Annotated in this window: 24 protein-coding genes; 10 read left to right on the top strand and 14 right to left on the bottom strand. The window is 30.1% G+C overall.

What is annotated here, in order from left to right; all coding sequences use genetic code 11:
* Positions 1-34: 34 nt before the first annotated feature.
* The 5 genes from pdxH to KV700_RS05065 all read right to left on the bottom strand — a co-directional run bounded on the left by pdxH (position 35) and on the right by KV700_RS05065 (position 7,096).
* The gene (pdxH, locus tag KV700_RS05085) at positions 35-682 is read right to left on the bottom strand and encodes a pyridoxamine 5'-phosphate oxidase (RefSeq protein ID WP_166381923.1); all 648 of its coding nucleotides are present in this window, start codon (positions 680-682) and stop codon (positions 35-37) included.
* A gap of 68 nt (positions 683-750) precedes the next feature.
* A complete protein-coding gene (locus tag KV700_RS05080) occupies positions 751-1,938 on the bottom strand; it encodes an NAD(P)-dependent oxidoreductase (protein WP_218599405.1) in 1,188 nt (395 codons plus the stop codon).
* Between the two features lie 136 nt (positions 1,939-2,074).
* Positions 2,075-3,268, bottom strand: a complete 1,194-nt coding sequence (locus KV700_RS05075; RefSeq protein WP_218599404.1) for a retropepsin-like aspartic protease — start codon at positions 3,266-3,268, stop codon at positions 2,075-2,077.
* Positions 3,269-3,558: 290 nt separating this feature from the next.
* The gene (locus KV700_RS05070; protein ID WP_218599403.1) at positions 3,559-5,541 is read right to left on the bottom strand and encodes a DUF4365 domain-containing protein; all 1,983 of its coding nucleotides are present in this window, start codon (positions 5,539-5,541) and stop codon (positions 3,559-3,561) included.
* A 124-nt stretch (positions 5,542-5,665) separates the two neighbouring features.
* A complete protein-coding gene (locus KV700_RS05065) occupies positions 5,666-7,096 on the bottom strand; it encodes a sodium:solute symporter (protein WP_218599402.1) in 1,431 nt (476 codons plus the stop codon).
* Between the two features lie 106 nt (positions 7,097-7,202).
* Here KV700_RS05065 and recR point away from each other — a divergent pair, with 106 nt between their 5' ends.
* Positions 7,203-7,820, top strand: coding sequence for a recombination mediator RecR (gene recR, locus KV700_RS05060; RefSeq protein ID WP_208888907.1), 618 nt, complete (start codon positions 7,203-7,205; stop codon positions 7,818-7,820).
* A gap of 160 nt (positions 7,821-7,980) precedes the next feature.
* Here recR and KV700_RS05055 read toward each other — a convergent pair whose 3' ends face one another.
* The 6 genes from KV700_RS05055 to KV700_RS05030 all read right to left on the bottom strand — a co-directional run bounded on the left by KV700_RS05055 (position 7,981) and on the right by KV700_RS05030 (position 11,849).
* On the bottom strand, positions 7,981-8,298 hold the full coding sequence (locus tag KV700_RS05055) for a type II toxin-antitoxin system RelE/ParE family toxin (RefSeq protein WP_254712974.1): 318 nt from the start codon (positions 8,296-8,298) through the stop codon (positions 7,981-7,983).
* A complete protein-coding gene (locus tag KV700_RS05050; RefSeq protein ID WP_208888909.1) occupies positions 8,267-8,500 on the bottom strand; it encodes a hypothetical protein in 234 nt (77 codons plus the stop codon). The genes KV700_RS05055 and KV700_RS05050 overlap by 32 nt, the downstream gene beginning before the upstream one ends.
* Positions 8,501-8,546: 46 nt before the next feature.
* Positions 8,547-9,140, bottom strand: coding sequence for a CopD family protein (locus tag KV700_RS05045; protein WP_208888910.1), 594 nt, complete (start codon positions 9,138-9,140; stop codon positions 8,547-8,549).
* 115 nt (positions 9,141-9,255) lie between these two features.
* A complete protein-coding gene (gene hemH / locus KV700_RS05040) occupies positions 9,256-10,272 on the bottom strand; it encodes a ferrochelatase (RefSeq protein WP_218599401.1) in 1,017 nt (338 codons plus the stop codon).
* A 148-nt stretch (positions 10,273-10,420) separates the two neighbouring features.
* On the bottom strand, positions 10,421-10,936 hold the full coding sequence (locus KV700_RS05035; RefSeq protein ID WP_166381941.1) for a TrmH family RNA methyltransferase: 516 nt from the start codon (positions 10,934-10,936) through the stop codon (positions 10,421-10,423).
* A gap of 28 nt (positions 10,937-10,964) precedes the next feature.
* Positions 10,965-11,849 carry an AraC family transcriptional regulator gene (locus tag KV700_RS05030; protein WP_166381943.1) on the bottom strand — a complete coding sequence of 295 codons (885 nt, stop codon included), beginning with the start codon at positions 11,847-11,849 and terminating at the stop codon, positions 10,965-10,967.
* A 204-nt stretch (positions 11,850-12,053) separates the two neighbouring features.
* On the opposite strand from KV700_RS05030, the gene hemA reads away from it, so the two are divergent.
* The 9 genes from hemA to hemF all read left to right on the top strand — a co-directional run bounded on the left by hemA (position 12,054) and on the right by hemF (position 21,892).
* Positions 12,054-13,289, top strand: a complete 1,236-nt coding sequence (gene hemA / locus KV700_RS05025; protein ID WP_166381945.1) for a glutamyl-tRNA reductase — start codon at positions 12,054-12,056, stop codon at positions 13,287-13,289.
* A gap of 11 nt (positions 13,290-13,300) precedes the next feature.
* On the top strand, positions 13,301-14,890 hold the full coding sequence (hemC, locus tag KV700_RS05020; protein ID WP_166381947.1) for a hydroxymethylbilane synthase: 1,590 nt from the start codon (positions 13,301-13,303) through the stop codon (positions 14,888-14,890).
* Between the two features lie 314 nt (positions 14,891-15,204).
* The gene (hemB, locus tag KV700_RS05015) at positions 15,205-16,170 is read left to right on the top strand and encodes a porphobilinogen synthase (protein ID WP_218599400.1); all 966 of its coding nucleotides are present in this window, start codon (positions 15,205-15,207) and stop codon (positions 16,168-16,170) included.
* A gap of 80 nt (positions 16,171-16,250) precedes the next feature.
* Positions 16,251-17,543 (top strand): glutamate-1-semialdehyde 2,1-aminomutase, encoded by a 1,293-nt coding sequence (gene hemL / locus KV700_RS05010; protein WP_218599399.1) that lies wholly within the window; start codon positions 16,251-16,253, stop codon positions 17,541-17,543.
* 24 nt (positions 17,544-17,567) lie between these two features.
* Entirely contained in the window at positions 17,568-17,924 is a 357-nt protein-coding gene (locus KV700_RS05005) for a four helix bundle protein (protein WP_218599398.1), read from the top strand.
* Between the two features lie 44 nt (positions 17,925-17,968).
* Positions 17,969-18,997 (top strand): uroporphyrinogen decarboxylase, encoded by a 1,029-nt coding sequence (gene hemE, locus KV700_RS05000; protein ID WP_166381953.1) that lies wholly within the window; start codon positions 17,969-17,971, stop codon positions 18,995-18,997.
* 1 nt (position 18,998) lies between these two features.
* On the top strand, positions 18,999-19,343 hold the full coding sequence (locus KV700_RS04995; protein ID WP_218599397.1) for a 5-carboxymethyl-2-hydroxymuconate Delta-isomerase: 345 nt from the start codon (positions 18,999-19,001) through the stop codon (positions 19,341-19,343).
* Between the two features lie 122 nt (positions 19,344-19,465).
* On the top strand, positions 19,466-20,209 hold the full coding sequence (locus tag KV700_RS04990; RefSeq protein ID WP_218599396.1) for an EI24 domain-containing protein: 744 nt from the start codon (positions 19,466-19,468) through the stop codon (positions 20,207-20,209).
* A gap of 768 nt (positions 20,210-20,977) precedes the next feature.
* Positions 20,978-21,892, top strand: a complete 915-nt coding sequence (hemF, locus tag KV700_RS17240; RefSeq protein ID WP_254713001.1) for an oxygen-dependent coproporphyrinogen oxidase — start codon at positions 20,978-20,980, stop codon at positions 21,890-21,892.
* Between the two features lie 91 nt (positions 21,893-21,983).
* Here the strand turns inward: hemF and KV700_RS04980 are convergent, their stop codons facing one another.
* The 3 genes from KV700_RS04980 to KV700_RS04970 all read right to left on the bottom strand — a co-directional run bounded on the left by KV700_RS04980 (position 21,984) and on the right by KV700_RS04970 (position 25,393).
* Positions 21,984-24,602 carry an AsmA-like C-terminal region-containing protein gene (locus KV700_RS04980; protein ID WP_218599394.1) on the bottom strand — a complete coding sequence of 873 codons (2,619 nt, stop codon included), beginning with the start codon at positions 24,600-24,602 and terminating at the stop codon, positions 21,984-21,986.
* Positions 24,603-24,751: 149 nt separating this feature from the next.
* Positions 24,752-25,084 carry a CCC motif membrane protein gene (locus KV700_RS04975; RefSeq protein ID WP_166381962.1) on the bottom strand — a complete coding sequence of 111 codons (333 nt, stop codon included), beginning with the start codon at positions 25,082-25,084 and terminating at the stop codon, positions 24,752-24,754.
* A gap of 9 nt (positions 25,085-25,093) precedes the next feature.
* Positions 25,094-25,393: a DUF2752 domain-containing protein gene (locus KV700_RS04970; protein WP_166381964.1), complete on the bottom strand. Its 300-nt coding sequence runs from the start codon at positions 25,391-25,393 to the stop codon at positions 25,094-25,096.

The raw sequence follows: 25,393 nt of genomic DNA, 5'->3' as shown, positions 1-25,393 counted from the left end.
TCAATTCTAATTGTTGAGTTGTAAATATAAAAATTTATGGTGCTAATCTTTCTTTTTTCCAAGAAAAATCTTCTTCTAAGGTATATCTTATTCTATCGTGCATTCTATTTGGTCTCCCTTGCCAAAATTCTATAGAAATTGGTTTTACCAAATAACCTCCCCAATGCTTGGGTCTAACTATTTCTTTTCCTTCAAATTTATCTTCTAATCGTTTTAAATTGCCATCTAATTCTTCTCTAGAAGCAACAACAGCACTTTGGTTAGATGCCCAAGCACCTAATTTACTTCCGTCTGGTCTAGATTCAAAATAACCATCAGATAAATTCTCTGCTAATATTTCTGCATTCCCTTTTATAATAATTTGTTGTTCTAAGGCAGGCCAGAAGAAAGACAAGCAAATATTATTATTTGCTGCAATTGCTTTTCCTTTTTCCGAATTGTAATTGGTATAAAATATAAAACCTTCCCAAGTGAATTTTTTTAATAAAACAACTCTACTTTTAGGAAAACCATCTAAACCAATGGAAGATACAGTCATGGCGTTACTTTCATCTACCATGTTTGATGTATCGGCTTTTAGAAACCAAGTTTGAAAAAATTCCATGGGATTTTCTGGACAAGTACTTTCTAAAAGTTCTTGTTTTTCGTAGGATTTTCTGTAATTACTTAAATCTTTAGACATTATATATAAATTCTATACAGTAAAAATACAGAATATTTTAAGAGTATTAACACTCTAAAACAGCCTTTTTAAAGATTTTTGTTGATATACTTTGCTAAGTAAACACCAGAACTTGCACAACCCTGAATTAAATATCCTCCAGTTGGAGCATCCCAATTTAGCATTTCTCCAATACAAAATTGATTCGGAATTTTATGTAACTGAAAATGAGTGTCTACAGCGTTTAATGCTATTCCGCCAACGGTAGAAATTGCAGCGTTTAATTTTCCTAAACCTGTAATATCTAAAGGGAATTTTTTAATGTTTTTTGATAAAATTGCTGCATCTAAATATGCTTCTTTAGAAAGATGAATTTTAAGTAAATCTATTTGAGAAGGACTTAATTTCAATCCTTTCTTTAAAATTTGTGTGGTGTTTTTAAAGTTTGAATTTACCATTTTATGGCTCACTTCTTCTTGTGAAAAAGTAGGTTTAAAATCGATGTAAACTATTGCCTTTTCTTCGGATTTTAGTTGTGCTCTAATCTGCGGACTCAAGGCGTAAATAGCATTTCCTTCGATTCCGAATTTGGTAATTACAGCTTCTCCTTTTTGTATTTTATCAGCACAAGAAAGAGTAATATTTTTTAAAGGATTTCCTTCGTTTTGTTTGATGAAATCTAGATTCCAATCAATTTTAAAAGCACAGTTAGAAGCTTCAAATGGTAGTGTTTTTACACCTTTTTCTTGAAATGTTTCTAACCAACTTCCATCAGAACCTGTAATTTTCCAACTAGCGCCACCTAAAGAGAAAATCGTGTAATTAGAATGAATAATCTTGTCATTGATTATTAAATTACTTTCTACATCCCAACCAGAAAAAGTGTGTTCGTATTTAAAAACGATTTCTTTTTCTTTTAAATGATTTAAAATAGTATTTAAAACGGTTATTGGTTTTATTCCTTCTTCTGGATAAATTCTCTTGCTACTGCCGATATAGGTAGGAATTCCAATGGATTGTAGCCAATTTCTAAAATCATCATTGGTGAAATTTAATAAAGCATTTTTTAAAATATCATTAGGAGTATAACGTTCAATAAAATCTAGAATAGGTTCTGAATGTGTCAAATTAAAACCACCTTTTCCGGCAACCAAAAGTTTTCTACCTGCTGTTTTATTTTTTTCATAAATAGTAACCTCAAACTTTTCAGTATCTAAAAATGCCGCTAAAAGTAGTGCTGAAGGTCCGGAGCCAATAATGGAAATTGATTTTTTCATGTTATTCATTTACACAAACAGGAATTATTGTTTTTTGAGGTTTTTTTTACGTGCTTTAAGTACGAAAAGGCAAAAGTAAATCAGTTGCCTGTTACTTTCTAAAATAAACTAAAATCTGCAGTTAATTTACAGGATATTACCAAGGTGTTTTAATTTTGTTTATCTCTACTGTTTGTTTTATCCCATCAGATTCTACAACAATTTTTAAAATGTCGTTGGTAATAAGGCTTTTCCATTCTTTTTTCCAAAAGTCACAGAATTCACCTGTTTTTTTTAATTCAATTAAATCTATATTGTTGATTTTTAATACTTTTGAATTCGGTTTTATTTTTCCAACTAGTTTGCTTTTATCATATATGTTAGCTACTGTAACTCTACTATTTTCATAATCTGTAAAAAAACCAACTTCATAAATATTTGGCAAAATAGTATCTGTTTTTTCTGTCTTATCTAAAACTAAATAATCATTTTTCCAGTCTATTGTAATTATGTAGTTTTCATAAAAATCATTACCTAAAAGGGAAGAGTTTCCTGGTTTAATTAAAAGGTAAGAAGGTTTTTTAAATGGAAGTTCATTTATATGAAAACTATCTATTTTTTTTATGTGTGTCTCTCCTTGCTTTGCTCCTGTAAAATTTACACCTTTTAATCCAACTTTTGTAATCGATGGACTGTCTTTCAATAAAGTTGTGTCTCCTGTTTGAATAAAACCATTATACCCAGTGTCAAAAGTGAAATAATTTGATTTTTGACCTATTTTTAGGTGTAAATATACATTACCAACATCTTCAGCATTCATTTTTATTTTTTTAGAATTACTAGATATATCAAATCTTTCATTGTTATCTGTAATTCTAATAAGTTGTTTTTGATAATCTATTTGCCAATTGGCTTTTCTCATCAAATTATTTCCAATGATACCATCTATTTTTTTACATCTAATATATTTTCCAAATTTAGAAACGTCCCAAATTAAACTAACAGTCTCCTGGAATTCAATACCTGCTATTTGTATAGAATTTATTTGAACTCGCTCTACTTTTTTTACTGAATCACTACCATTTGAAACAGTTCCTTTTTTTAGCTGTTTTACATTTAATTCACTTGATATTGTTGGATCAATTAGGTTTAATTCAGCTCCTGTATCAAGAAGGAAATTATACTCTTTTTCTTGAATTGTTACTGGTATAAATATAAAACCGTTTTGGTAGGTAAAAGGAATTTCTTTTAAGTATTCTTTCTTTGTTACAAACCCTTGTTTTTTATACTTGTATGTTACGCAACTACTTAATAAGAGAACTAAAAAAAAGGTTATTATTTTGTTGTTCATAGGGTTTGTTGTTTTAGTGTTGTTTATACAAGTAAAAGTTGTTTATTTTTGATGACTACAGGAATCTTTTTAGAATGAATTCGCTAACTGTAAGGATGTGAGATATAGAGCAATAAATAAGCTATATGTTTCGGTTTTATTACATAGCTAAATATAAAAATTTTGCTTTTATTTTTTGTTTAAATGTAAAATTTTAAATTTAGCGAACTTTGTAAATAGACGCAGAACTTTGGGGCTAACAAAAATGGCCTATGTTTTATATGCATTGTTAGTGTTTTGTAGTTTTTTTATCAATTATCTTTTAATAGCTTTAGTTTTTTGTTCATTTCAATAAAACTATCTTCATTGAGTTTTTCAAACCATTCTTCTGAAAATTCTGGTTTTGTAACTGTTTTATCTATTCCTAATACACTGTTTATCGTTCCAGTCTGAGCTCCAAATTCACGGATTATAATTGTCGGAAATTCTGAGTAAATCTGAGCCATGATTTTTATAGCATCCTCCTGTAGAAAATCGGTATTAGGAAACATTACTTTAATCGATCTTGTAGATATTATTAAGTCTTCTAATATAGTCTCTGTAATGACGTTAAAATCTGTATCTTTAAAGTATTGAGTAATTGCATTACTAAAGCTTTTTGCGAAAATAAAATCAAGAATTTCCCAGAACTCAGTTGAAACAAGATATAATTCAGAAATCAAATGCATTGAATATCTATAAATTGAATGGCTATTTCTAAAATCAAGATATTTATCGTAATGCAGTAAAAAAATAATACCGTCACTAATATCTAAATCACACGCTTTTATTGATTCAAAGCTAGTTTCTCTAAAAATTGATGTATGTTTTTTTATTAAATTGAAAATTGGCTCTTTATCTTTCAATTGCTTAATTAAAAGTATTGAATATAAACTTTTATAATCATTTTCTAATTCAAGACGAAATTCAAAAAAACGTAACGCTTCATCTATTAACCATTCATTTTCTTTCCAATTATTAATTAATAAATTTGATTTGAAATCTAAATAAACCTTATCTTCTGAATAGTGGTCTAATCCTTTATTAACCCAGTTTAAAGCTTCTTTTATATTTTCAAGCTTTTGATAAGCATATGCAATCCCAAAGTAAGTATATTGATATTCAAGAAGCATATTTTCGTCATTCCCTACAGCTTTAAGCATAAGAGATAAACCTTCTTCATCTTTATTATAAATTCTTGAAAGTGTAACTCCTTTACTAAAAAGAGCTTGAGGTAATAGAGGATTTATTATTAAAGCCTTGTTATAACAACTTAACTCTTTTTCATGTTCTTTAGTGTCAAAGTAAACTTGTCCAAGGTTTTTCCATGCTTGCTCAAAGTTTGGATTTAGTTTTAAACATAATTCAAAATGGTAAATTGCTTCTTTAGTATATCTTAATCGACTTAAAGTATTGGCATAATTATAATGAAAAATAAACTGTGTATTATCTTTATTTAAAAACTCTTTAAATAAGTTTTTTGCTTCAATAATTTTTCCCTTTATTCCATTTTGCATACCATCCTCTGCCAGAATACAAGCTTTTGTCAAATGTTGGTTAGGTGTACCTGATAGATTGATAGTCTTATTAATATTATTAATAGCTTCTTTGTAATGAAAAGTTTTGTACTGACTTTGTGCCAAGCCTTCCAAAACTGCAATGTCGTTTGGTTTTTCTTTCAATAAGTTTTTGAAATAGAAAATAGATTTTTCATAATCCTGTGAAAAATAATATTTCCAAGCAAGAATCTGTGAATTAGAAATTTCATCATATTCAAGATTTTTTATACCCTCTACAAGCATTTTGACACCGAAAATCTCCTGGACATATTTTGAAATTGGATTCCAATCAATTTGACTAAGTTTATTTGTTTTCGGAATATTTACTGTATATGTTTTTTGAGAAGATGTTAAGTCAAATTCTAATTCATTATACCAAGACCAATATGCTTCTTTTTCCTCTTGTACGTATGCGACAAGAAATACAGGCTCTAATTTTGTATTAAACAGTCCTAATGTTGAACGTTTTAATGAAATCACGGCAAAGTTGCTATTTTTTTCTTTTATTTTACTTTTCATTTGAACAGAAAAGCTAAGTCCAGTCACGTGATTATTAGTAACTATATTAACGACATAGTCAACACCATAGTCATGTTCAGGTTTATCAACGTACCATTCGTTTGGAACTTTAAAATTAAAAAACTTGTTTGATTCAGTTTCTAAAATATGATTATTATGCCTATTCGGTTTATTCAAGTTCTTTACAATTTTTCACTATTTTCTTCGTAATGCACGCTAACTCTATTGATATCAAATATTTTAATCTTTAACATCACAAGTTAACGAATTTATCTAAAAATAAGCTTAGAAACAACCCAAATTACTTCTTCGCTAAATACAATCCAATAAAGGTTAAAAAGCCGTTTAAAACCAATACAAAAAAGCCAAAGTCGAAACCAAGTTTTTCTTTAGAATAATAACTAATTATATACGTAAGAATCGGAGCAATGATACAAATGGCAGGTATCAATTTGTCTTTTACCTTTATTTTAGTAAACATTCCAAATGCATATAAACCTAATAAAGGTCCGTACGTATAGCCTGCAAACGTAAATATTTTAGCAATAACACTCGCGTCAGCAATAAAATATTTAAAGATTAGAATGGTTGCAATCAACACAAAAGAGAATATAATATGAATCTTCTTTCTAATTTTTTCTTGCTCGTTTTTATCTTTCTTTTTATCAATTTCTAAAATATCAATACTAAAAGAAGTGGTTAAAGAAGTTAAGGCCGAATCTGCACTAGAATAAGCTGCAGCAATTAAACCCAGTAAAAAGAATAGGGCAGTAGCCAAACCTAAGTTTCCTTGTGTTGCTATGATTGGAAAAAGCTCGTCTTTATGTGCTTCAATTCCTGATTGTTGGGCATAATCTGTTAATAAAACACCTAAAGTTAAAAAGAAAAAGTTGACAATTACCAATACAATCGTAAACCAAAACATGTTTTTCTGCGCATCTTTTAAATTTCTACAGGTTAAGTTTTTTTGCATCATATCTTGGTCTAAACCAGTCATTACAACAGCAATAAATGCTCCTGATAAAAACTGTTTCCAGAAATAATTTCCAGCTTTTATGTCATCAAAAAAGAAGGTTTTAGACATTTCGCTATCGGCAACATACGTAAAGAGATTGTCAATTTTCATTTCGCTAGAAATGGTGTAAATACAAACACCAACTGCAACTAGCATAAATAAGGTTTGTAAAGTATCTGTCCAAACAATGGTTTTTATTCCTCCTTTAAAAGTATATAACCAAATTAATAAAATAGTGATGGAAACAGTAACCCAAAACGGAACGCCGTAAGCATCAAATAAAATTGCTTGCAACACATTTGCGACTAAAAAAAGTCTGAATGCGGCACCAACGATTCTAGAGAGTAAAAAGAAACTAGCCCCAGTTTTGTAAGAATAATTACCAAAACGATCTTGCAAATAGGTGTAAATTGAGGTTAAATTTAGTTTGTAATACAACGGAAGTAAAACCAAACCAATAATTGCATATCCAACAACATAGCCTAAAACCATTTGAAAATAGCTCATAGAATCTGTTTCTACCCAACCAGGAACCGAGATAAAGGTAACACCAGAAAGTGAAGCGCCAATCATTCCAAAGGCAACTAAATACCAAGGAGAGGAGTTGTCTGCTTTAAAAAATGTTTTATTGTCTGCAGATTTTCCGGTGAGGTAAGAAATACCGATTAATACCGTAAAATAAGCGACTATTAAAAGGAGTATGTAAAGTGGTTGCATTAGATAAATTACGAATTACGATTTAACAATTACGAAGATATACTTTTTAAAAATTTTAAAGGATTAATTCGTAAATGATAATTGATAATTCGTAATTTTGACGGCTATGGATTTTTCATCAAAACTTTTAGAAAATGCCGTAAATGAAGTTTCTCGTTTACCAGGAATTGGTAAAAGAACTGCATTGCGTTTGGTATTACATTTATTAAAACAACCTTCGGATAATACCAAGTTTTTATCGGAGGCTTTATTGCATTTAAGAAATGATGTAAAGAATTGTGAAAAGTGTCACAATATTTCTGATACAGCTTTGTGTGATATCTGTAATAATGTAAAAAGAAATCCAGAGATAGTCTGTGTGGTGGAAGATATTAGAGATGTGATGGCGATAGAAAGTACCTCACAATTTAATGGATTGTACCATGTTTTGGGTGGTAAAATTTCTCCTATTGAAGGAATTGGTCCTCAAAATTTAAAAATTGAAAGCTTAGTAAAAAAAGTAGAAAGTGGAGAAGTAAAAGAATTGATTTTTGCTTTAAGTTCTACTATGGAAGGTGACACAACCAATTTCTATATTTTTAAACAAATAGAAAAATTTGAAATTACTACGAGTACAATTGCACGTGGAATTTCTGTTGGTGATGAATTAGAATATGCAGATGAAGTTACTTTAGGAAGATCTATAGTAAATAGAATTCCGTTTGAACAGAGTATAAGAGGGTAATTTAGTTTACAGTGTATAACTGAGATTGTTTACCGAAAAAGATCATGTTTGTATTCTGAAAGTTACGTTGTTTTAAATAATAATTTACTACATAAAACATAAGTAAAAAAGGTGTTTATCTTTATAAGTAAACTACAAGCAGCAATTTTTAATAATGGTATTATAATTTTATTTTATTCGGATTTTTATGATTTGAAAATAATGATATAATCTCAATATTTTCATTATTTATTAGGTAGTACAAAGTGTTATGTTTTTCCACAACTGCTCTTCGAATTCCTTTTTTACCTAACGAAGTAGGGAATATTTTAGGTGATTTTGAAATTAATTCTATTGTATGATCTAGTTTGGCTGAAAATATTCTCAATTCTTTTTCTGTCCATTTGTTTTCTAAATATTCTATAGTTTGTTCTAATTCAGAAAGTGCGTGGTCAGTCCAAAAGATTTTAAAGCCACTTTTCATAAATCTTTTTTGCATTAGAATGAGAAGTTAGTTTTCCATTTTCCGCATCAAGTAAACCTTTTTTAATAGATTCTCTTTCTGCTACTGAAATTTCATTCCACCAGTCTGTTTTCTCTTTTTCTCTAATTTTTATTAGTTTGTCAATTAAAGAAACATCGTTTAGAGTTGATAACCATTGTATCAATTCAATTTTTTTATTTTGAAGATTTATATCCATATTGTAAAGTTACAAATTTCATTTTATATTCTTTGTAAGAGTGTTTTTACTTGTGCTCATTTTCTTTGATGTCTTCCAAAACCTCTCTCTCGGCTTTTTCCCAAGATTTCTTTTCTCTAATTTTTTTGTAGAGTCTAATACCTAACATTAATAAAACTCCAAATAGAATAATTCCTGCAACACCCCAAATCCAATTAATGGCAGATTGTAGCGTAACTAAAAACACGACTGCAAAAAGGATAAGTGTTGCCACCTCATTCCATATTCTTAATTTTAAAGCAGAATATTTTATGATATCGTTTTGTAGTTGTTTGTATATTTTCTGACAGGAATAATGATAGAAATATAAGGCTAAAACAAAAGTTAATTTTACATGCATCCAAGGCATTTCTAAATAAATAGGATTTTTATACAACATCCAAAAAGCAAAAAAACTTGCCAAAATAGCAGAAGGCCAAGTAATCATATACCATAGCCTTTTACTCATTAATTTATATTGCGTTTGTAAAATTTCTTTAGCGGGTTCTGGTTTTTTTTCTGCTTCTACGTGGTAAATAAATAAACGAATTATATAGAATAAACCAGCAAACCAAGTTACTACGAAGATAATATGTAATGCTTTTACGTAAAGGAAATCCATTTTTTATAAATTTAGTTTCAAAAAAACTTCTCGCAAAGTCGCCAAGGCGCAAAGTTTTTATTTTTGCTTACTGCTTACTGCTTACTGCTTACTGCTTACTGCGACTGAATACTGCCTACTTCTTTCTCCAGTCGTTAATCCATTTTACCATCACATCTACCCAATCGTCATTGTCGTTCATACAAGGGATGTGTTTATAATCTGTACCACCAAATTTCATGAATTCGTCTTTTCCTTCCATGGCAATTTCTTCTAAAGTTTCTAAACAATCTGCAACAAAAGCAGGTGTAATTACGGCTAGTTTCTTTTTACCTTCTGCAGGAAATTTCTCAATTTCGAAATCTGTATATGGCTTTAACCAAGGATCTTTTAATAAACGAGATTGAAAAGAATTGCTGTACGTACCTTCTTTTAAATTTAATGTTTTCGCAATTTCTTTGGTCGTTTCAAAACACTGATGTCTGTAACATGTGTGGTGTGCAACCGAATTACGCTCGCAACAAGAACCGTCTATTTTACAGTGGTTTTTGGTAACATCAGATTTCATGATATGACGCTCTGGAATACCGTGATACGAAAACAAAATATGATCGTAATCAAAACCTTCTAAATGATTAGCAATGTTGTTACTCATTGCTTTTATATAATCTGGTTCGTTATAAAAAGCAGGTAAAAGGTCTAGTTTTACATTTGGATATTTTTCTGCCAAAATTTCTTCTGCCTTTACAACAACAGTTTCATAAGAAGACATGGCGTAATGAGGGTATAAGGGAGCTAAAAAGATTTCTGTAACCCCTTTATCTACCAGTTCTTTAATTCCTTTTTCCATGGTCATAGAACCATAACGCATTGCCAAAGCAACTGGTAGGTCTACTTTTTTAATTACTTTATCTGTAAATCTTTGAGAAATTACAACTAACGGAGAACCTTCTTTCCACCAGATTTTCTTATAAGCAGCACCTGCTTTTTTGGGTCTAGTTTGTAGTATAATTCCGTTAATTAGCAACCAACGTTTCCAATACGGAATGTCAATTACGCGTTCATCCATTAAAAATTCTCCTAAATAATTTTTAACGTCTTGTGTTTCTGTAGAGTCTGGTGATCCTAAATTGTTAAGTAATATTCCTTTCATTTAAAAAAGTTTCAAAGTTTCAAGTTTTTAGGTTGAAAAAATAGATTGTGTTATTTTATTTTTTTTTGTTCTGAACTTGTTCCAGAATTTTATTTTTGCTTACTGCTTACTGCTTACTGCTTACTGCTTACTGCTTACTGCTTACTGCTTACTGCTTACTGCTTACTGCCAACTGGTTGGTTACTTCATACAACGTAATAGCCAAACTATGTATTACATTCATGCTAGAATTTCTACCATACATTGGTATTGCAATTGTTTCGTCTAGTAAATTTATGTTTTCAATTCCGTTTCTTTCGCTGCCCAAAAGTAATACGATTTTTTCATGATTTTTAAAATTAAAATCTTGAATATCGATGCTTTTATCAGTAATTTCTATACCAATAATTGTGTTTCCTTCTAGCTTTAATTGCTGTATTAAGGTATCAAAATTTGTATAAACATCATGCTGAATTTGATTTACCGTATTTCTTGCCGTCTTTTTTACAATTCTATTTTCTGTGGAAGGTGAATTCTCATGAAAATAAATTTTTTGCACTCCAAAACTTTCAGAAATTCTAAAACACATTCCTATGTTTTCTGGTGTTCTAATAGCATCACAAACAATTGTTATAGGAAATTGCTTTTGATTATTTTCTATGTCGTAATGTGTAAGTTGTTCCAATTTTTTAATTTTGATTACTGATTACTGATTACTCTTTTAAGCTCATTACATATTTCTTAGGCGTCGTGCCAAATTTCTTTTTAAAGGCTGCAATAAAATGGCTAGAGGTACTATAACCTACTTTTATACCAACTTCATTTACATTAAATTGATTGCTTTCTAGTAATTTTCTTGCGTATTCCATTTTATAATCAAATAGAAAACTATACACGGTATCTCCGTAAATTTGTTTAAAACCTTCTTTTAATTTTTTAATATTTAAACCAATTTCATTAGCTAGTTCTTGCAAACTTGGTGGCTCTGCCATTCTTGCAATAATAATTTCTTTGGCTTTTCTAATTTTTAAAACATTTTGTTCATCTATTAAAAACGGACAAAATTCACCCTCTAGGTTTTCTTCTTTCTGAAAATGAATGCTTAATAATTCGTAAATTTTACCTCTAACATATAAATCTCTAATAGAGCTATTTGTTTTAGAATTTATAATTTGTTGTAAAATAATAGAAACAGTAGGTTTTATTTCTGTGTCATCATAATATTTCTTGTTACTGTTTTCATTACTTAAAAAAGGAATGTAACCAGATTCTTTAGAGAACAATGAGTGAAATTTTTCGATAGAAATTAATAATGAAACCAATGTTGTTTTTGGTTGAATTTCTAAATTGATAGGTAAAACTCCTTGAGGATTGTACAATAAAATGGCTCTATTGTCTAGTACATCAAAAGAGTAGGTGCCATTATTAAATAAAAATTTAGATTTACCTCTTAAACAAAAGTGAATTTGTATAAATGCGTTATTTATGTTTCTTTCAAAGTTTTCTATTTCTTTACTTTCGTTCTGAAAATGAAGCACATAAAAACCTTTTTCTAAAGTAATTTCTTCAAAAGTACTTTCTCCGACATTTTTGAACATAATTATTCTTTTTGGTTTCAAGGTTTTTATTTAGAATCATTCTATATAAAAAGAAGTAAAAACTCAATTACATAGCAAAAGTAATGCTTTTCGGATGTTTTATGGAAAAAAAATAATTAAAAAACATATAACGATACAAATAGTCCTTTAAGCGACATTTTTTTCTAATTGAAGTTTATACTTTTGTCCAACTTTTAGAATAATATGCAAGAGCACAGGCAAGAGCACTTTTATAATATTGGCGTTAGTTACAAAAAAGCGGATGCTAACACGCGTGGAAAATTTTCTTTATCAAAAGAAAATCAAATCTCGTTGTTAAAACTTTCAAAAGAGAGAGGGTATAAAGGGGTCTTTATAATCTCTACCTGCAACAGAACAGAAATAAGCGGTTTTGCAGAAAGACCATGTCAATTAATAGAATTGTTATGTGAATTTTCTGAAGGAACCATTCAAGAATTCTCTAAAGTTTCTAACGTTTATAAAAACCAAGAAGCAATACATCAGTTATTTAGAATTGGTACCGGTTTAGAAAGTCAGATTTTAGGAGATTACGAAATTGTAGGTCAGTTAAGACAGTCGTTTAAATTGGCGAAATCTTTAAAGACTACCAATGCGTATTCAGAAAGGCTGATAAATTCTGTTTTACAAGCAAGTAAACGCGTTAAGAATGAGACCAGATTAAGCTCTGGTACTACTTCGGTTTCTTATGCTGCTATTCAATATCTTATTAAAAATTTACCAAATTACAATTCTAAAAATATTTTAGTTTTTGGTTTAGGTAAAATGGGAAAACATACTTGTAAAAACTTAGCCGAATACACGCAAAATAAATCTGTTTGTTTAATTAATAGAACTGAAGAAAAAACAACAGAATTTGTTAAAGAACATGCTACTATTAGAAAAGCAGTTATAGAAAACTTGTCTGATGAAATAGAAAAAGCAGATGTTTTAATTGTTTCTACAGGCGCAGATAAACCTACCATTACAAAAGAACATATTTCTAAAAATAGAGATTTATTAATTTTAGATTTATCGATGCCAGAAAATGTGGCAAAAGATGTTACTGATTTTAATGGAGTTTCTATTGTAAATATAGATGAACTTTCTAAGATTACAGACGAAACTTTAGCAGTTCGTCAACAAGAAGTACCATTTGCAGAGGCAATTATAGAGACCCACAAAGCAGAGTTTAATGAATGGTTAAATCATAGAAGGTTTACACCAGCAATTGCTGCATTAAAGAAATCATTAGAAAATATTACAAACGACGAAATTAATTTTCAGAAGAAAAAAATTGCAGGTTTTGATGAAATTCAGGCAGAAATCTTAACTTCACGTTTTATACAGAAAATAACCACCCAATTTGTGAAACATTTAAAAGATGAAGAAACATCTGTTACACAAAGCCTACAAGTAATTAATAAGGTTTTTAAATCTTAATCAAAAACTCCATGCAGAAAATAATAAAAATAGGAACTCGTGATAGCGAATTAGCGCTTTGGCAAGCTAATAAAGTGCGCAAAGAATTAAAGGAATTAGGCTATGAGTCTGTAATTGTTCCTATAAAATCTTTGGGAGATATTGTTTTAGACAAACCCTTATATGAATTAGGGGTTACAGGTGTCTTTACTAAAAATTTAGATGTTGCTATGTTAAATGGTGATATTGATATTGCAGTACATTCTCTTAAAGATGTACCTACCGTTTTACCAGAAGGAATTATACAAGCTGCAGTTTTAAGACGTGATGATTATTCTGATGTTTTATTACTTAAAGGAACAGAAGAATTTTTTGGACAACCAGAAGGGATTATTGCAACCGGAAGTTTGCGTAGAAAAGCAATGTGGTTAGATAGATATCCAACACATAAAGTAGAAGGTTTAAGAGGAAATGTAAATACTCGTTTACAGAAGTTAGAAGAAAGTGAAACTTGGGATGGAGCTATTTTTGCAGCTGCAGGTTTATATCGTATTGGAAAAAAACCAGAAGACGCAATTAGTCTTTCTTGGATGACTCCTGCACCAGGACAAGGTGCAATGATGGTTACTTGTTTACAAAAAGATGAGTATTCTTTAGATGCTTGTGAACAATTAAACCATAAAGAAACAGAAATTTGTACCACAATAGAACGTGAGTTCTTACATCTTTTAGAAGGTGGTTGTACGGCACCTATAGGAGCTGTTGCTTACATAGATGGAAAAACAGAAGAGATAAATTTTAGAGGTGTTTTATTAAAAAAAGATGGTTCTAAAAAGATTTCTGTTGCTAAAACTGCAAAAGTTGGTAGCCATAAATTTTTGGCTAAAGATTGTGCAGACTATGTAATTAATAGAGGAGGAAAAGAGTTAATGGCAGAAGATGAAGAAACGGTTGCTCCTTTGCAAAATATCTTTTCTACTAAAAAGCTTTCAGAACTTCAAAAGGAAACAATATCAGAAACTATTGGAGTAAAAGATAGCGATTTTATTAAAATCCGTTTTAATAGAATTCCGGCTAAAGTGATTAAAAACGAAATAGAAAACGTTATTATCACTAGTCAGAATGGAGTAGAAGCACTTTTAAATTCTTTCACAAGAGATGAAATGAATTTTAAAAACATTTACTGTGTAGGTAGAAGAACTAAAAAACTAATTGAAAACAGAATTGGTAAAGTTGCGCACGCTGCAAAAAATGCTAAGAAATTAGCAGCGTATTTAGCAGAAGAATTAGATACTAAAAAAGTAACTTATTTTTGTAGTAACTTAAGATTAGATGTTTTACCAGCTTCTTTAAAAGCGAACGATATTTCTGTAACAGAAGTAGAAGCATACAAAACAATGCTAAGTTCAGAAAAAATTGAAGATGAAGTTTCTGGAGTTTTATTTTATAGCCCATCAGGAATTGAAAGCTATTTAGAAGAAAATAACCCAGATAGAGTTGCTTTTTGTATTGGAGAAACAACAGCGGTAGAAGCTAGAAAATATTTTGAAAAAGTAGAAGTAGCAAACATGCCAAGTGTAGATAGTTTGTTAGAATTAGTAAACTTATATTATTCAAGATAAAGAGATCTTTCCTATAAGGAATATACCTTTTTAGATACTAAAAAAGATAATTATTTAAGCGTTTTAAAGGGCTTTCCACGATATCTTTTTCTAGAAAAGAAAAAAAGTTAAGAATATCAGCAGATGTTAGAACGGAAGAAGTTCTTAACGCATATTGCAAGTTCACAAACATTCTGCAACGATCCTGCAAGGTTTTTAGAACCTTGTAGGTATAAATTACAAAAGTTAATCACCTACAAGGTTTTGGAAACCTTGCAGGAAAAGAAAAACACCTACAAGGTTTTTTGAAGCTTTGTAGGAGAAAAAATAGAGAAATGTTTCGTACAAGAAGACTTAGAAAAACAGAAGGAATTAGAAGATTAGTTAGAGAAACTAAAGTGTCTGTAGACGATTTTATTTATCCACTTTTTATAGAAGAAGGAGAAAATATAGAAACAGAAATTGTTTCTATGCCAGGAATAAAACGTTTTTCTTTAGACAGAATTTCTAAAGAATTAGATGAGGTTATGGAATTAGATATCCCAGCTGTTTTGTTATTCGGAATTCCATCAACAAAAGATGATGAGGGAACAGAAACTTGGAACGATAACGGAATTATGCAAAAAGCAATTCGTTTTATCAAGAAAAACTACCCAAGTTTATATGTAATTACAGACGTTTGTTTTTGTGAATATACTTCTCATGGGCATTGTGGAATTATTCATGACAATGATGTAGACAATGATGCTACGTTAATCAATATAGCAAAACAAGTTATTTCGCATGCAAAAGCAGGTGTAGATATGGTTGCACCATCGGGAATGATGGACGGAACGATTGATATGATTCGTCAGTCTTTAGACAATACCGGTTTTGTAAACTTACCAATTATGGCGTATGCTGTAAAATATTCATCGGCTTTTTACGGTCCTTTTAGAGATGCTGCAGATTCTGCACCAACCTTTGGAGACAGAAGAACCTATCAAATGGATCCCGCAAACAGAGACGAAGGAATGCGAGAAGCAACTTTTGACGATCAAGAGGGAGCTGATATTTTAATGGTAAAACCAGCATTGTCTTATTTAGATATTATTAGAGATTTAAAAAACAATTTCGACCGCCCGATTGCATGTTATAATGTAAGTGGAGAATATGCAATGGTAAAAGCTGCTGCAGAAAAAGGTTGGATTGATGGTGAAAAAGTAATGATGGAAAGCTTATTGTCTATGAAAAGAGCAGGAGCAGATATTATTATTACGTATTTTGCAAAAGAAGCAGCGAGAGTTCTGTTGAGAAAATAAAGTTACAATGTCACCTCGAGCGCAGTCGAGAGGTTTTATAAAGGTCTCGACTGCGCTCGACCAGACAAAAATCTATAAACATGGAATTTAAGAAATCAGAAAAATTATATAAAAAAGGATTAAAACATCTAGTAGGAGCAGTAAATTCTCCTGTTAGAGCCTTTTCATCAGTTGGAGGAAATCCTTTGTTTATTAAAAAAGCAAAAGGAACTAAAATTACCGATGTTGATGGTAATAAATATGTAGATTTAGTACTTTCTTACGGACCAATGATTTTAGGTCACAGACATAAAAAAGTACAAAAAGCTGTTGAAAAAGCATTAAAAAAGGGATATTCTTTTGGAGCATCAACAGAAAATGAAATAAAATTAGCAAAAATAGTTTGTGATGCTTTTCCTGGAATGGATAAAGTCCGTTTTGTGAATTCGGGAACAGAAGCTGTTTTAAGCGGAATCCGTTTAGCAAGAGCATTTACCGGAAAAGATAAAATTATAAAATTTGCAGGGTGTTACCATGGGCATCAAGATGCTTTATTGGTTGCTGCTGGTTCTGGTTTAATAACATTAAGTTTGCCAGGTTCTAAAGGAGTACCAGAAGGAGCTGTAAAGAACACCTTAATTTCTAACTTTAATGATTTAGATAGTGTAAAAAAACACTTTGAAAACGACGATAATATTGCTGGTGTAATTATTGAACCAATTGCGGGTAATATGGGAGTTGTAGTTCCAGAAAATAATTTTTTGGTAGAATTAAAAGCCTATTTAGAAACAAAAGGAGCCTTGTTAATTGCAGATGAAGTAATGACAGGTTTTCGTTCTAAATTTGGTGGAGCGCAAGAATTATTAGGTGTAGAAGCAGATATTACGTGTTTAGGTAAAGTAATCGGTGGAGGTTTCCCTGTGGGAGCTTACGGAGCAAGAGAAGAAATTATGCAAGAAGTTGCACCTTTAGGCGGAATGTATCAAGCAGGCACATTAAGTGGAAATCCAATTGCTATGGCAGGCGGAATTGCAACTTTAACAGAACTTAAAAAGCAAAATCCGTATAAACAATTTGAAGAAACGGGTAGTATTATAGAAGTAATTTTATTAGAAACGGCTAAGAAATATAATGTTGCTTTAACTGTAAATAGATTTGGTTCTATGTTAAATCCTTTCTTTGTAAACAGTGAGGTTACTAACTTTGTAGAAGCACAATTATCAGACACTAAAAAGTTTGCAGTATTTTTCTGGGAAATGATCAAAAACGGAGTTTTCTTACCGCCAAGTCAGTTTGAAGCATGGTTTTTATCATCTGCTTTGTCAGACAAGGATATTAAGACTATTGCCAATGCAGTTGATAAAGCGATGGAGAAAGTAGCAAATAGCTTTTAGCCTTTTGCTTTTAGAAAAACAACTATGAGAAATTTTAGAAAATTAAAGATTTGGGAACAAGGTATAGTTCTTGTCAAAGAAATTTATAAGATAGCTCAAAAATTACCTTCTGATGAAAAATTTGGTTTGAAAAGTCAAATAACAAGAGCAGCAGTGTCTATTCCTTCAAATATTGCTGAAGGCTCAAGTAGAAATAGTGAAGTAGAATTTAAAAGGTTTTTGGAAATTGCAATTGGTTCTCTTTTCGAGGTTGAAACTCAATTAATTATTATTCAAGAGTTAAATTTAATAAATTCTGAAGAATTGAAATACGTTTTCGAGCTGATAGAAAAAGAAGGTAAAATGATTAATGGATTAATAAATACGATAAAAAACAGCTAAAAGCCAAAGCCAAAAGCTAAAAGCGAATAGCAAAAAGCTATAAGATGATAAAAAACGATTTATTTTTAAGAGCATTAAAAGGAGAAACGGTAGACAGACCGCCAGTTTGGATGATGCGTCAGGCAGGAAGATATTTACCAGAGTTTCAAGAAATCAAGAAAAAGTACGATTTCTTTACACGTTGCCAAACACCAGAGTTAGCATCAGAAATTACGGTACAACCAATTCGTAGATACGGAATGGACGCTGCAATTCTGTTTTCAGATATTTTGGTCATTCCACAAGCAATGAACATTCATGTGGAAATGAAACCAGATTTCGGACCTTATTTACCGAATCCAATTCGTACTCAAAAAGACTTAGATTCAGTAATTGTTCCAGATATTCAAGATACTTTAGGGTATGTAATGGAAGCTATTAAGGCTACTAAAGAAAAATTAAATGACGAAGTTCCGTTAATTGGTTTTGCAGGTTCACCATGGACAATTCTTTGCTATTGTGTACAAGGACAAGGTTCTAAAAACTTTGATAAAGCAAAAGAATTATGTTTCACAAACCCTGTGGTAGCACATTCTTTATTACAAAAAATAACAGACACAACAATTGCGTATTTAAAAGCAAAAGTTGAGGCAGGAGTAGATGCTGTACAAGTTTTTGATTCTTGGGGAGGCATGTTATCTCCAGTAGATTATCAAGAATTTTCTTGGCAATATATGCAACAAATTATCGATGCTTTAAAAGAGATTACTCCGGTAATTGCTTTTGGTAAAGGTTGTTGGTTTGCCTTAAACGAGATGTCTAAATCGGGAGCTTCTGCTTTAGGTGTAGATTGGACGTGTTCTCCAAGAAATGCACGTTATTTATCTGGAGGCAAAATTACTTTACAAGGTAATTTCGATCCTACAAGATTATTTTCTCCACCGGCAGTCATCAAAAAAATGGTTCACCAAATGATTAATGAATTTGGTAAAGACAGATTAGTTGTAAATCTTGGTCATGGTATTTTACCTAACATTCCGTTAGAAAATGCCAAAGCATTTATAGATGCTGTAAAAGAATACAAAGCAAATTAAAATGCCACATTTTATTTTAGATTGTTCAGAAAATATATTAAAAATTCAAAATCCTAAAAAGGTATTAGAAGCTGTTTTTGAAACAGCTTTTTCTACTGGGTTATTTGACAGAAATGATATTAAAGTCCGATTAAACCCTTTTAAATATTCTTTAGTTGAAGGAGCAGAATCAGATTTTATTCATGTTTTTGGTAATATTATGGAAGGTAGAGTTGAGCAAGAAAAAGCAGAACTTTCTTACGCAATAGTAACAACGTTAACAACCTTGTTCCCAAAAGCACCAATTATTTCTATGAATATTAGAGGTTTTGAAGAGAGTACCTACTGTAATAAATCTATGATTTAAGTACATCATTTGGGCGTTACTTTATCTTGAAAAAAATCAAGATAAAGTCGCGCTTTTCGTTATATCTTTTTGCAAAAAAGCAAAAAGGATGCCACTACAATCGCTAACGCAAACCAACGCTAATGATTAAAAATATACTTTCAGCAATTAAAGCTTACGCTGGTTCTTTTGGTTTAATATCAAAATTAAAACTTTGGAAATACTTTATTGTTCCGGTTGTAATTAGTCTAATAACAGCAACAATTATTGGGTTTACATCGTATGGCTTATCTGATAATATAGGTGTATTTATCGCTAAATTATGGATTTGGGATTGGGGAAAAGAAACCGTTACTACTATTGCTTCTTTTATTGGAGCTGTTTTTGTTTTAGTTATTGGCTTTTTATTATATAAGCATATAGTAATGGCTTTATCAGCACCATTTATGAGTCCGGTATCAGAAAAAATAGAAACTTATATCAACAGAGATTTAACGCACAATCACAGAAAAACGAGCTTTCAAGAACAATTAATTAGAGGAGTTAGAATAAGTTTAAGAAACTTATCCAAAGAAATATTATTTACAATTCCATTATTACTACTAAGTTTTATACCAATAATAGGTTTAATTTTTACAGTACTATTATTTTTATTGCAAGCATATTACGCAGGTTTTGGTAATATGGATTATACGTTAGAAAGACATTTAAACTATAAAAACAGCATTAACTTTGTTGGCAAAAATAAAGGATATGCTATTGGAAACGGAATTGTTTTTATGCTTTGTTTATTAATACCCGTTTTAGGAATAATTATTGTTTTACCACTTTCTGTAACTGCTGCATCTGTAAAAACAGTAGCTTTATTAAATAAAGAAAGTAATTAAACACCTTAAAAGGTTTCCAGAACATCTTGCAAGGTTTTCAGAACCTTGTAGGTATATATATTCAACCAACCACCAATAACAGTTTAAAACCTTGTTGGTGTAAAATAGCAAATCAGACCTATAAGTTTTTTTTAACCTTGCAGGAGAAATAAAATAATTATGAAGTTAGAAGTTTTAGAAAAAGATAAATTTTATCATATATATAATAGAGGAATTAACGGTGCAATTATTTTTGAGAATGATGAAAACATGCGTTATTTTCTTACATTAGTAAAAAAACACCTTTCTAAACAAGTTACTATACTATCCTACTGTTTGCTTAATAATCATTATCATTTTTTAGTTAGAATTGATGTTGATGGAGAAAAGGCAACTCAATCTTTTTCAAACTTATTAAATGCGTATGCTAAAGCATTTAATAATCAGCAATATAGAACAGGTAGTTTATTCGAAAAACACTTTAAAAGGAAACAGATTTCTTCAGAAGAATATTTAAAAAATACGATTGTTTATATTCATAAAAATCCAGAAAATCACAAGTTGGTAAATGATTTTTCTAAATATAATTTTTCATCTTATAAAGATATAATTGCTGAAAATTCGGATATTATTAATATTGAAAAGGTTGTTACAATCTTTGATGATTTAGAGAATTTTGTTTTTGTGCACAAGAATATAGACTTACAAGGTTTTGAAAACCTTGTAAGTCTAGAAGAAGAAAGTTTGGAAAGTAATAACACCTACAAGGTTTTAGAAACCTTGCAGGAAGTGAAAGTCAGTTTTAAAGATAAATTCTACAGTTATATAGAAAAATTACAAGATACTATTACCTCTAAATTAGAAGAGGTAGACGGTGTTGCTACCTTTCAAGAAGATCTTTGGAAGCGGGAAGAAGGTGGAGGAGGAAGAACTCGTGTGATTGAAAACGGAAAGGTTTTTGAAAAAGGTGGTGTAAATATTTCTAAAGTTTTTGGAGAATTGCCACAAGCCTTAAGAAAGCAGTTTAAGGTAAAAGAAGGGAATTTCTTTGCTTGTGGTTTAAGTTTGGTTTTGCATCCTATAAATCCATTTATACCAACGGTGCATGCGAATTGGCGCTACTTTGAAATGTATGACGAAGAAGGGAATATTGTTACGCAATGGTTTGGAGGCGGACAAGATTTAACACCGTATTATTTATTTGATGAAGATGCAACACACTTTCACCAAACGTGTAAAACTGCTTGCGACAAACATAATGCTGATTTTTATCCTAAGTTTAAAAAAGTGTGTGATGAATATTTTTGGAATGCTCACAGAAATGAAGCACGCGGAATTGGAGGTTTGTTTTTCGATTATCAAAAAGAAACAGAAGAATTTTCTATAGAAGACAGGTTTAATTTTGTTACCGAAGTTGGTAATAGTTTTTTAGAAAGCTATGTGCCTATTGTAGAAAAAAGAAAAGAGTTAACTTTTACCAGAGCACAAAAAGATTGGCAAGAAATTAGAAGAGGACGTTATGTAGAGTTTAATTTAGTGCACGATAGAGGTACTTTGTTCGGCTTAAAAACCAACGGAAGAATAGAAAGCATTTTAATGAGTTTGCCTCCAATTGTACAATGGAAATACAATCATCTACCAGAAGAAAACACGGAAGAAGAAAGGTTGATTAAAGTATTAGAAACCCCGAAAGACTGGGTTTAGTTTTTATTTTTATTAGCATAGTATAAAAAATACCAGCTTTATTAAAAGCTGATATTTTTAGGCACTGTCTCATAAAGTGTGTGAGTTTTAGCTATTCCTGTTTCTTTTTATTTCCAAAAAGACCTCCTAATACATCTTTCACTTTATCGGTTACCTTATCTTTTGCTGTTTCAGTATTGGTAGAATCTTTTTTAGTATTAACACCAATTAAATCCTTCAATTTATCTTTTCCTTGATCTATTAATTGATTCTTTTGTTTTTCAACTAAATCTTTTACCAAGTTAGCAGTAGCATCTTTAATATTAGAAGTAAATTTAGGACTATTAAAGCTACCTGTTAATGTTCCGTTTACAGGAATACTTTTAATACTAGCTGCGTCTTTAGGAGTTAGTTTTGCAATAATATTGGTTACATCAGAACCCAAATATTTTACAGGAACATCAAATACCAGATTGTAGTTCATAGACTGATCAAAACCATGTGTTCCACCAACTTCTATATTAATATCGTTGTATTTTAAAGGAATTGGTTTTACAGTAACTCTACCATCTTTAAAAGAAAAATTACCTGTTATTTTATCTAAATTTAGTTTATTAGCATCTAAAAAACTAACATTACTACTTAATGCAGACAGTACTTTAGAGTTACTTGTATTTAGTTTTGTGTTTAATAACTGACCTAATAAATCTCCAGTAATTGTTTTTAAATTCGGCGTCATGTCTTCATTTAAATCACCCGAAACGGTAATGGTAGAGTTCATTTTACCTTCTATAGCTTTTGCAATTGGAGCAATAGATTTTAACATATCTAAGCTACCAAAAGATTCGCCAATATTTAATTTAGAAAGATTTAAATCCATCTTAAATTTAGGTGTTGTTCCTTTAGTAGAAACATTTCCTTCAAATGCAATATTACCGCCAAATACATCTGTTTTTAGGTTTTTTAAATCAATGGTTTCATCATGTATATAAAGATCTCCAGAAACATTGGCTAGGTTTATATTATCATACGCTACTTTTTTAGCATTTGCCGTAAACCTAACATCTAAAAAAGCAGGAATTTTTAAAGGAGAAGTACTTGCTTCTTTGGTTTGTGTATTGTTTTGTGGAGTAGCATCATCAGCAATAAAATCTGCTACTTTAAGGTTGTTAGAATTTAAAGTAAAGTTTCCTTTTAGTACATCGTTTTTAAATATAAAACCATAAAAATTGTCTAGGTTTCCTTTTATAGATAAATCTGAAGTTCCTGTTTTTGCTTCAAACTCATTTAGTGTAATTGTATTGGTGTTAAAAGTAACTTTGGTTTTGTTGATAAAAAAAGGATTTGCAACATCAGTTCCTTCATATTTAAAACCAGAAATAGTCATTTCTCCCGCGTTTTTAATATTCTGATAATTGGCTTTTTCAACCGAATTCATATCGAAGTTAGTAGTAATATCTGCCTTTAAAATACCTGCTAATGGCTTTTCTAAAGGAGCAGGATACACTTTGCCTATATTGGCTAAATTAATAGTTCCTTTAGCAGCTAATTTAATTAGTGGATTGGTAGTAAGGTTTTTTAAATTTCCATTGGCAGAAAAAATATCTTCATCAATTTTAAAGTTAAATTGATCAATGTTTACATACGTGTCCTTAACAAAACCTGTATTATTTACAATCTTAGTATCTATGTTTATGCTGGTTACAGATTTTGGTAAATCGGCATACTTAAACAACGCATTTTTAGAGATAATTTCTATATTAAAAGTAGGTATTGTAGTTTCAGATAAAGTTCCTTTTACCACACCATTTACTTCAAAATTACCTTCTGTTTTAATAGATTCTAAATTACCAGCATATTGTTTTGGTAATAAAGCCAATGCATTTTTAAATGATGAAGTTGGAGTTTTAAATTTAAGATCATATACTTGGTTTTTATCAACCAATTGTACAAAACCATCAAATTCTAAAGGCAATTGATTTATATAACCTGTATTTTCTTTAAAGGTGTATTTACTGTTTTTTAAATCGATACCAAGAATTGCGTCTAAAGTAATTTTGACGTTGCTTAAATAATTTGTTTGGTCTAGATCTAAAGATAAATAACCGGTTGTTTGGGTATTTAAATTAAAAATATCTTCAGCAAAATTTCCTTCACCAGAATGGTAAATACTATCTAAACTCATTTTTGTGTTGCTACTTCTGTCTATGTAATTAAAATTGATGTCTTCTAATTCATAATCTTCTATATTTAAAGAAAAAGAACTATCGGTACTTGCTGTAGCAGTTTCTTCTGATGCTTTTGCAATATCAAAATTTCCATTTCCTTCTTTATCAAATATAATATTGATATCTCCTTCTTTTGTTGCAATACTTTTTATAGAAAGTGTTTCTTTAGCGTTTTTAAAAAGTTCTGTTATTTTTAAAGATAAACTTAATTCTTTTGTATTAAATAAAGTATCACCAACAAATGGTGCTTTATTAGCTACAACCACATCGTTTACCGTTAAACTTATTAATGGAAAGTTTTTAAGTAAACTAAGGTCTGCTTCTTTAAAAGTTACCGTAGCATTTATATTGTTATTAATGGTATTTGTTACCATAACTACAATTTTATCTTTAAACAAAAAGGGAATTGAAATTACTGCTATTATCAATACAAGAGCAGTTATAGAACCCCATTTAAGGATTTTTGAAACTAAAGATTTCTTCTTTTTTTCGGTATTTGTCATTTTTTTTACTTGATTAAATATCAACTGCAAAAATACAACTTAGACACGCTTTATTGTGTTTATATAACGTTAAATATAAATGAATTGAAAAAAAAATACTGCAACTCTTAGAAAGAATTACAGTATTGGTAATTTAATATTTGTTGTGTTTATTGCCCAAATATTTCATTTATTCTTTGTTCTAACAACGCTGGGTCTTGTAAAGTTTCTAAACCTATTTGGTAAAAGAACCATACAATTAACAATATAAAAATTGTGTTTAATATAATACCAATAAGTCCTGTTATTTTACCTGCAGTGGCGTTACCAACACTATTATAGTTCTCTGGGTTAAGGTTGTATTCTTTTATAGCTTTGTTACCTAAAACAAAAGCAATAATACCTAAAGGCAATCCTAAAACTCCATAGCAAATACAAGTTACTAAAGATAAAATACCAAGTACTAAAGAAGTGGTTGCATTGGGTAAATTTTGTTTTTCCATGTTCAATTTTTAAAGTGTAAATAAAGGTTTCATTTTAATGCAGTAACTAATTACAATAACAAGCACGTTTATGGTTGTAAATGATATAATTATTTTCTGTTTGTTCTTAAATCTAAATTTAAAGGTTATCAATACAAATAGACCAAATAATAGTAACGTGTAAATTGCAGGGTACATTTTAAAAGCAGCTACAAAGTCTCCTTTTATAAGCAGCATAAATGCTCTTTGAATTCCGCAACCTGGACAATCTATTCCAAAAAGAGATTTATTTAAACAAGGCAGTAAATAGTCATTTGTACTTAAAAACAT

It is taken from the genome of Polaribacter sp. NJDZ03 (genome assembly GCF_019263805.1).
Classification (GTDB): domain Bacteria; phylum Bacteroidota; class Bacteroidia; order Flavobacteriales; family Flavobacteriaceae; genus Polaribacter.
Note: the sequence above shows the minus strand (reverse complement) of the source record. Positions and strands in the feature narration are given on the sequence as shown.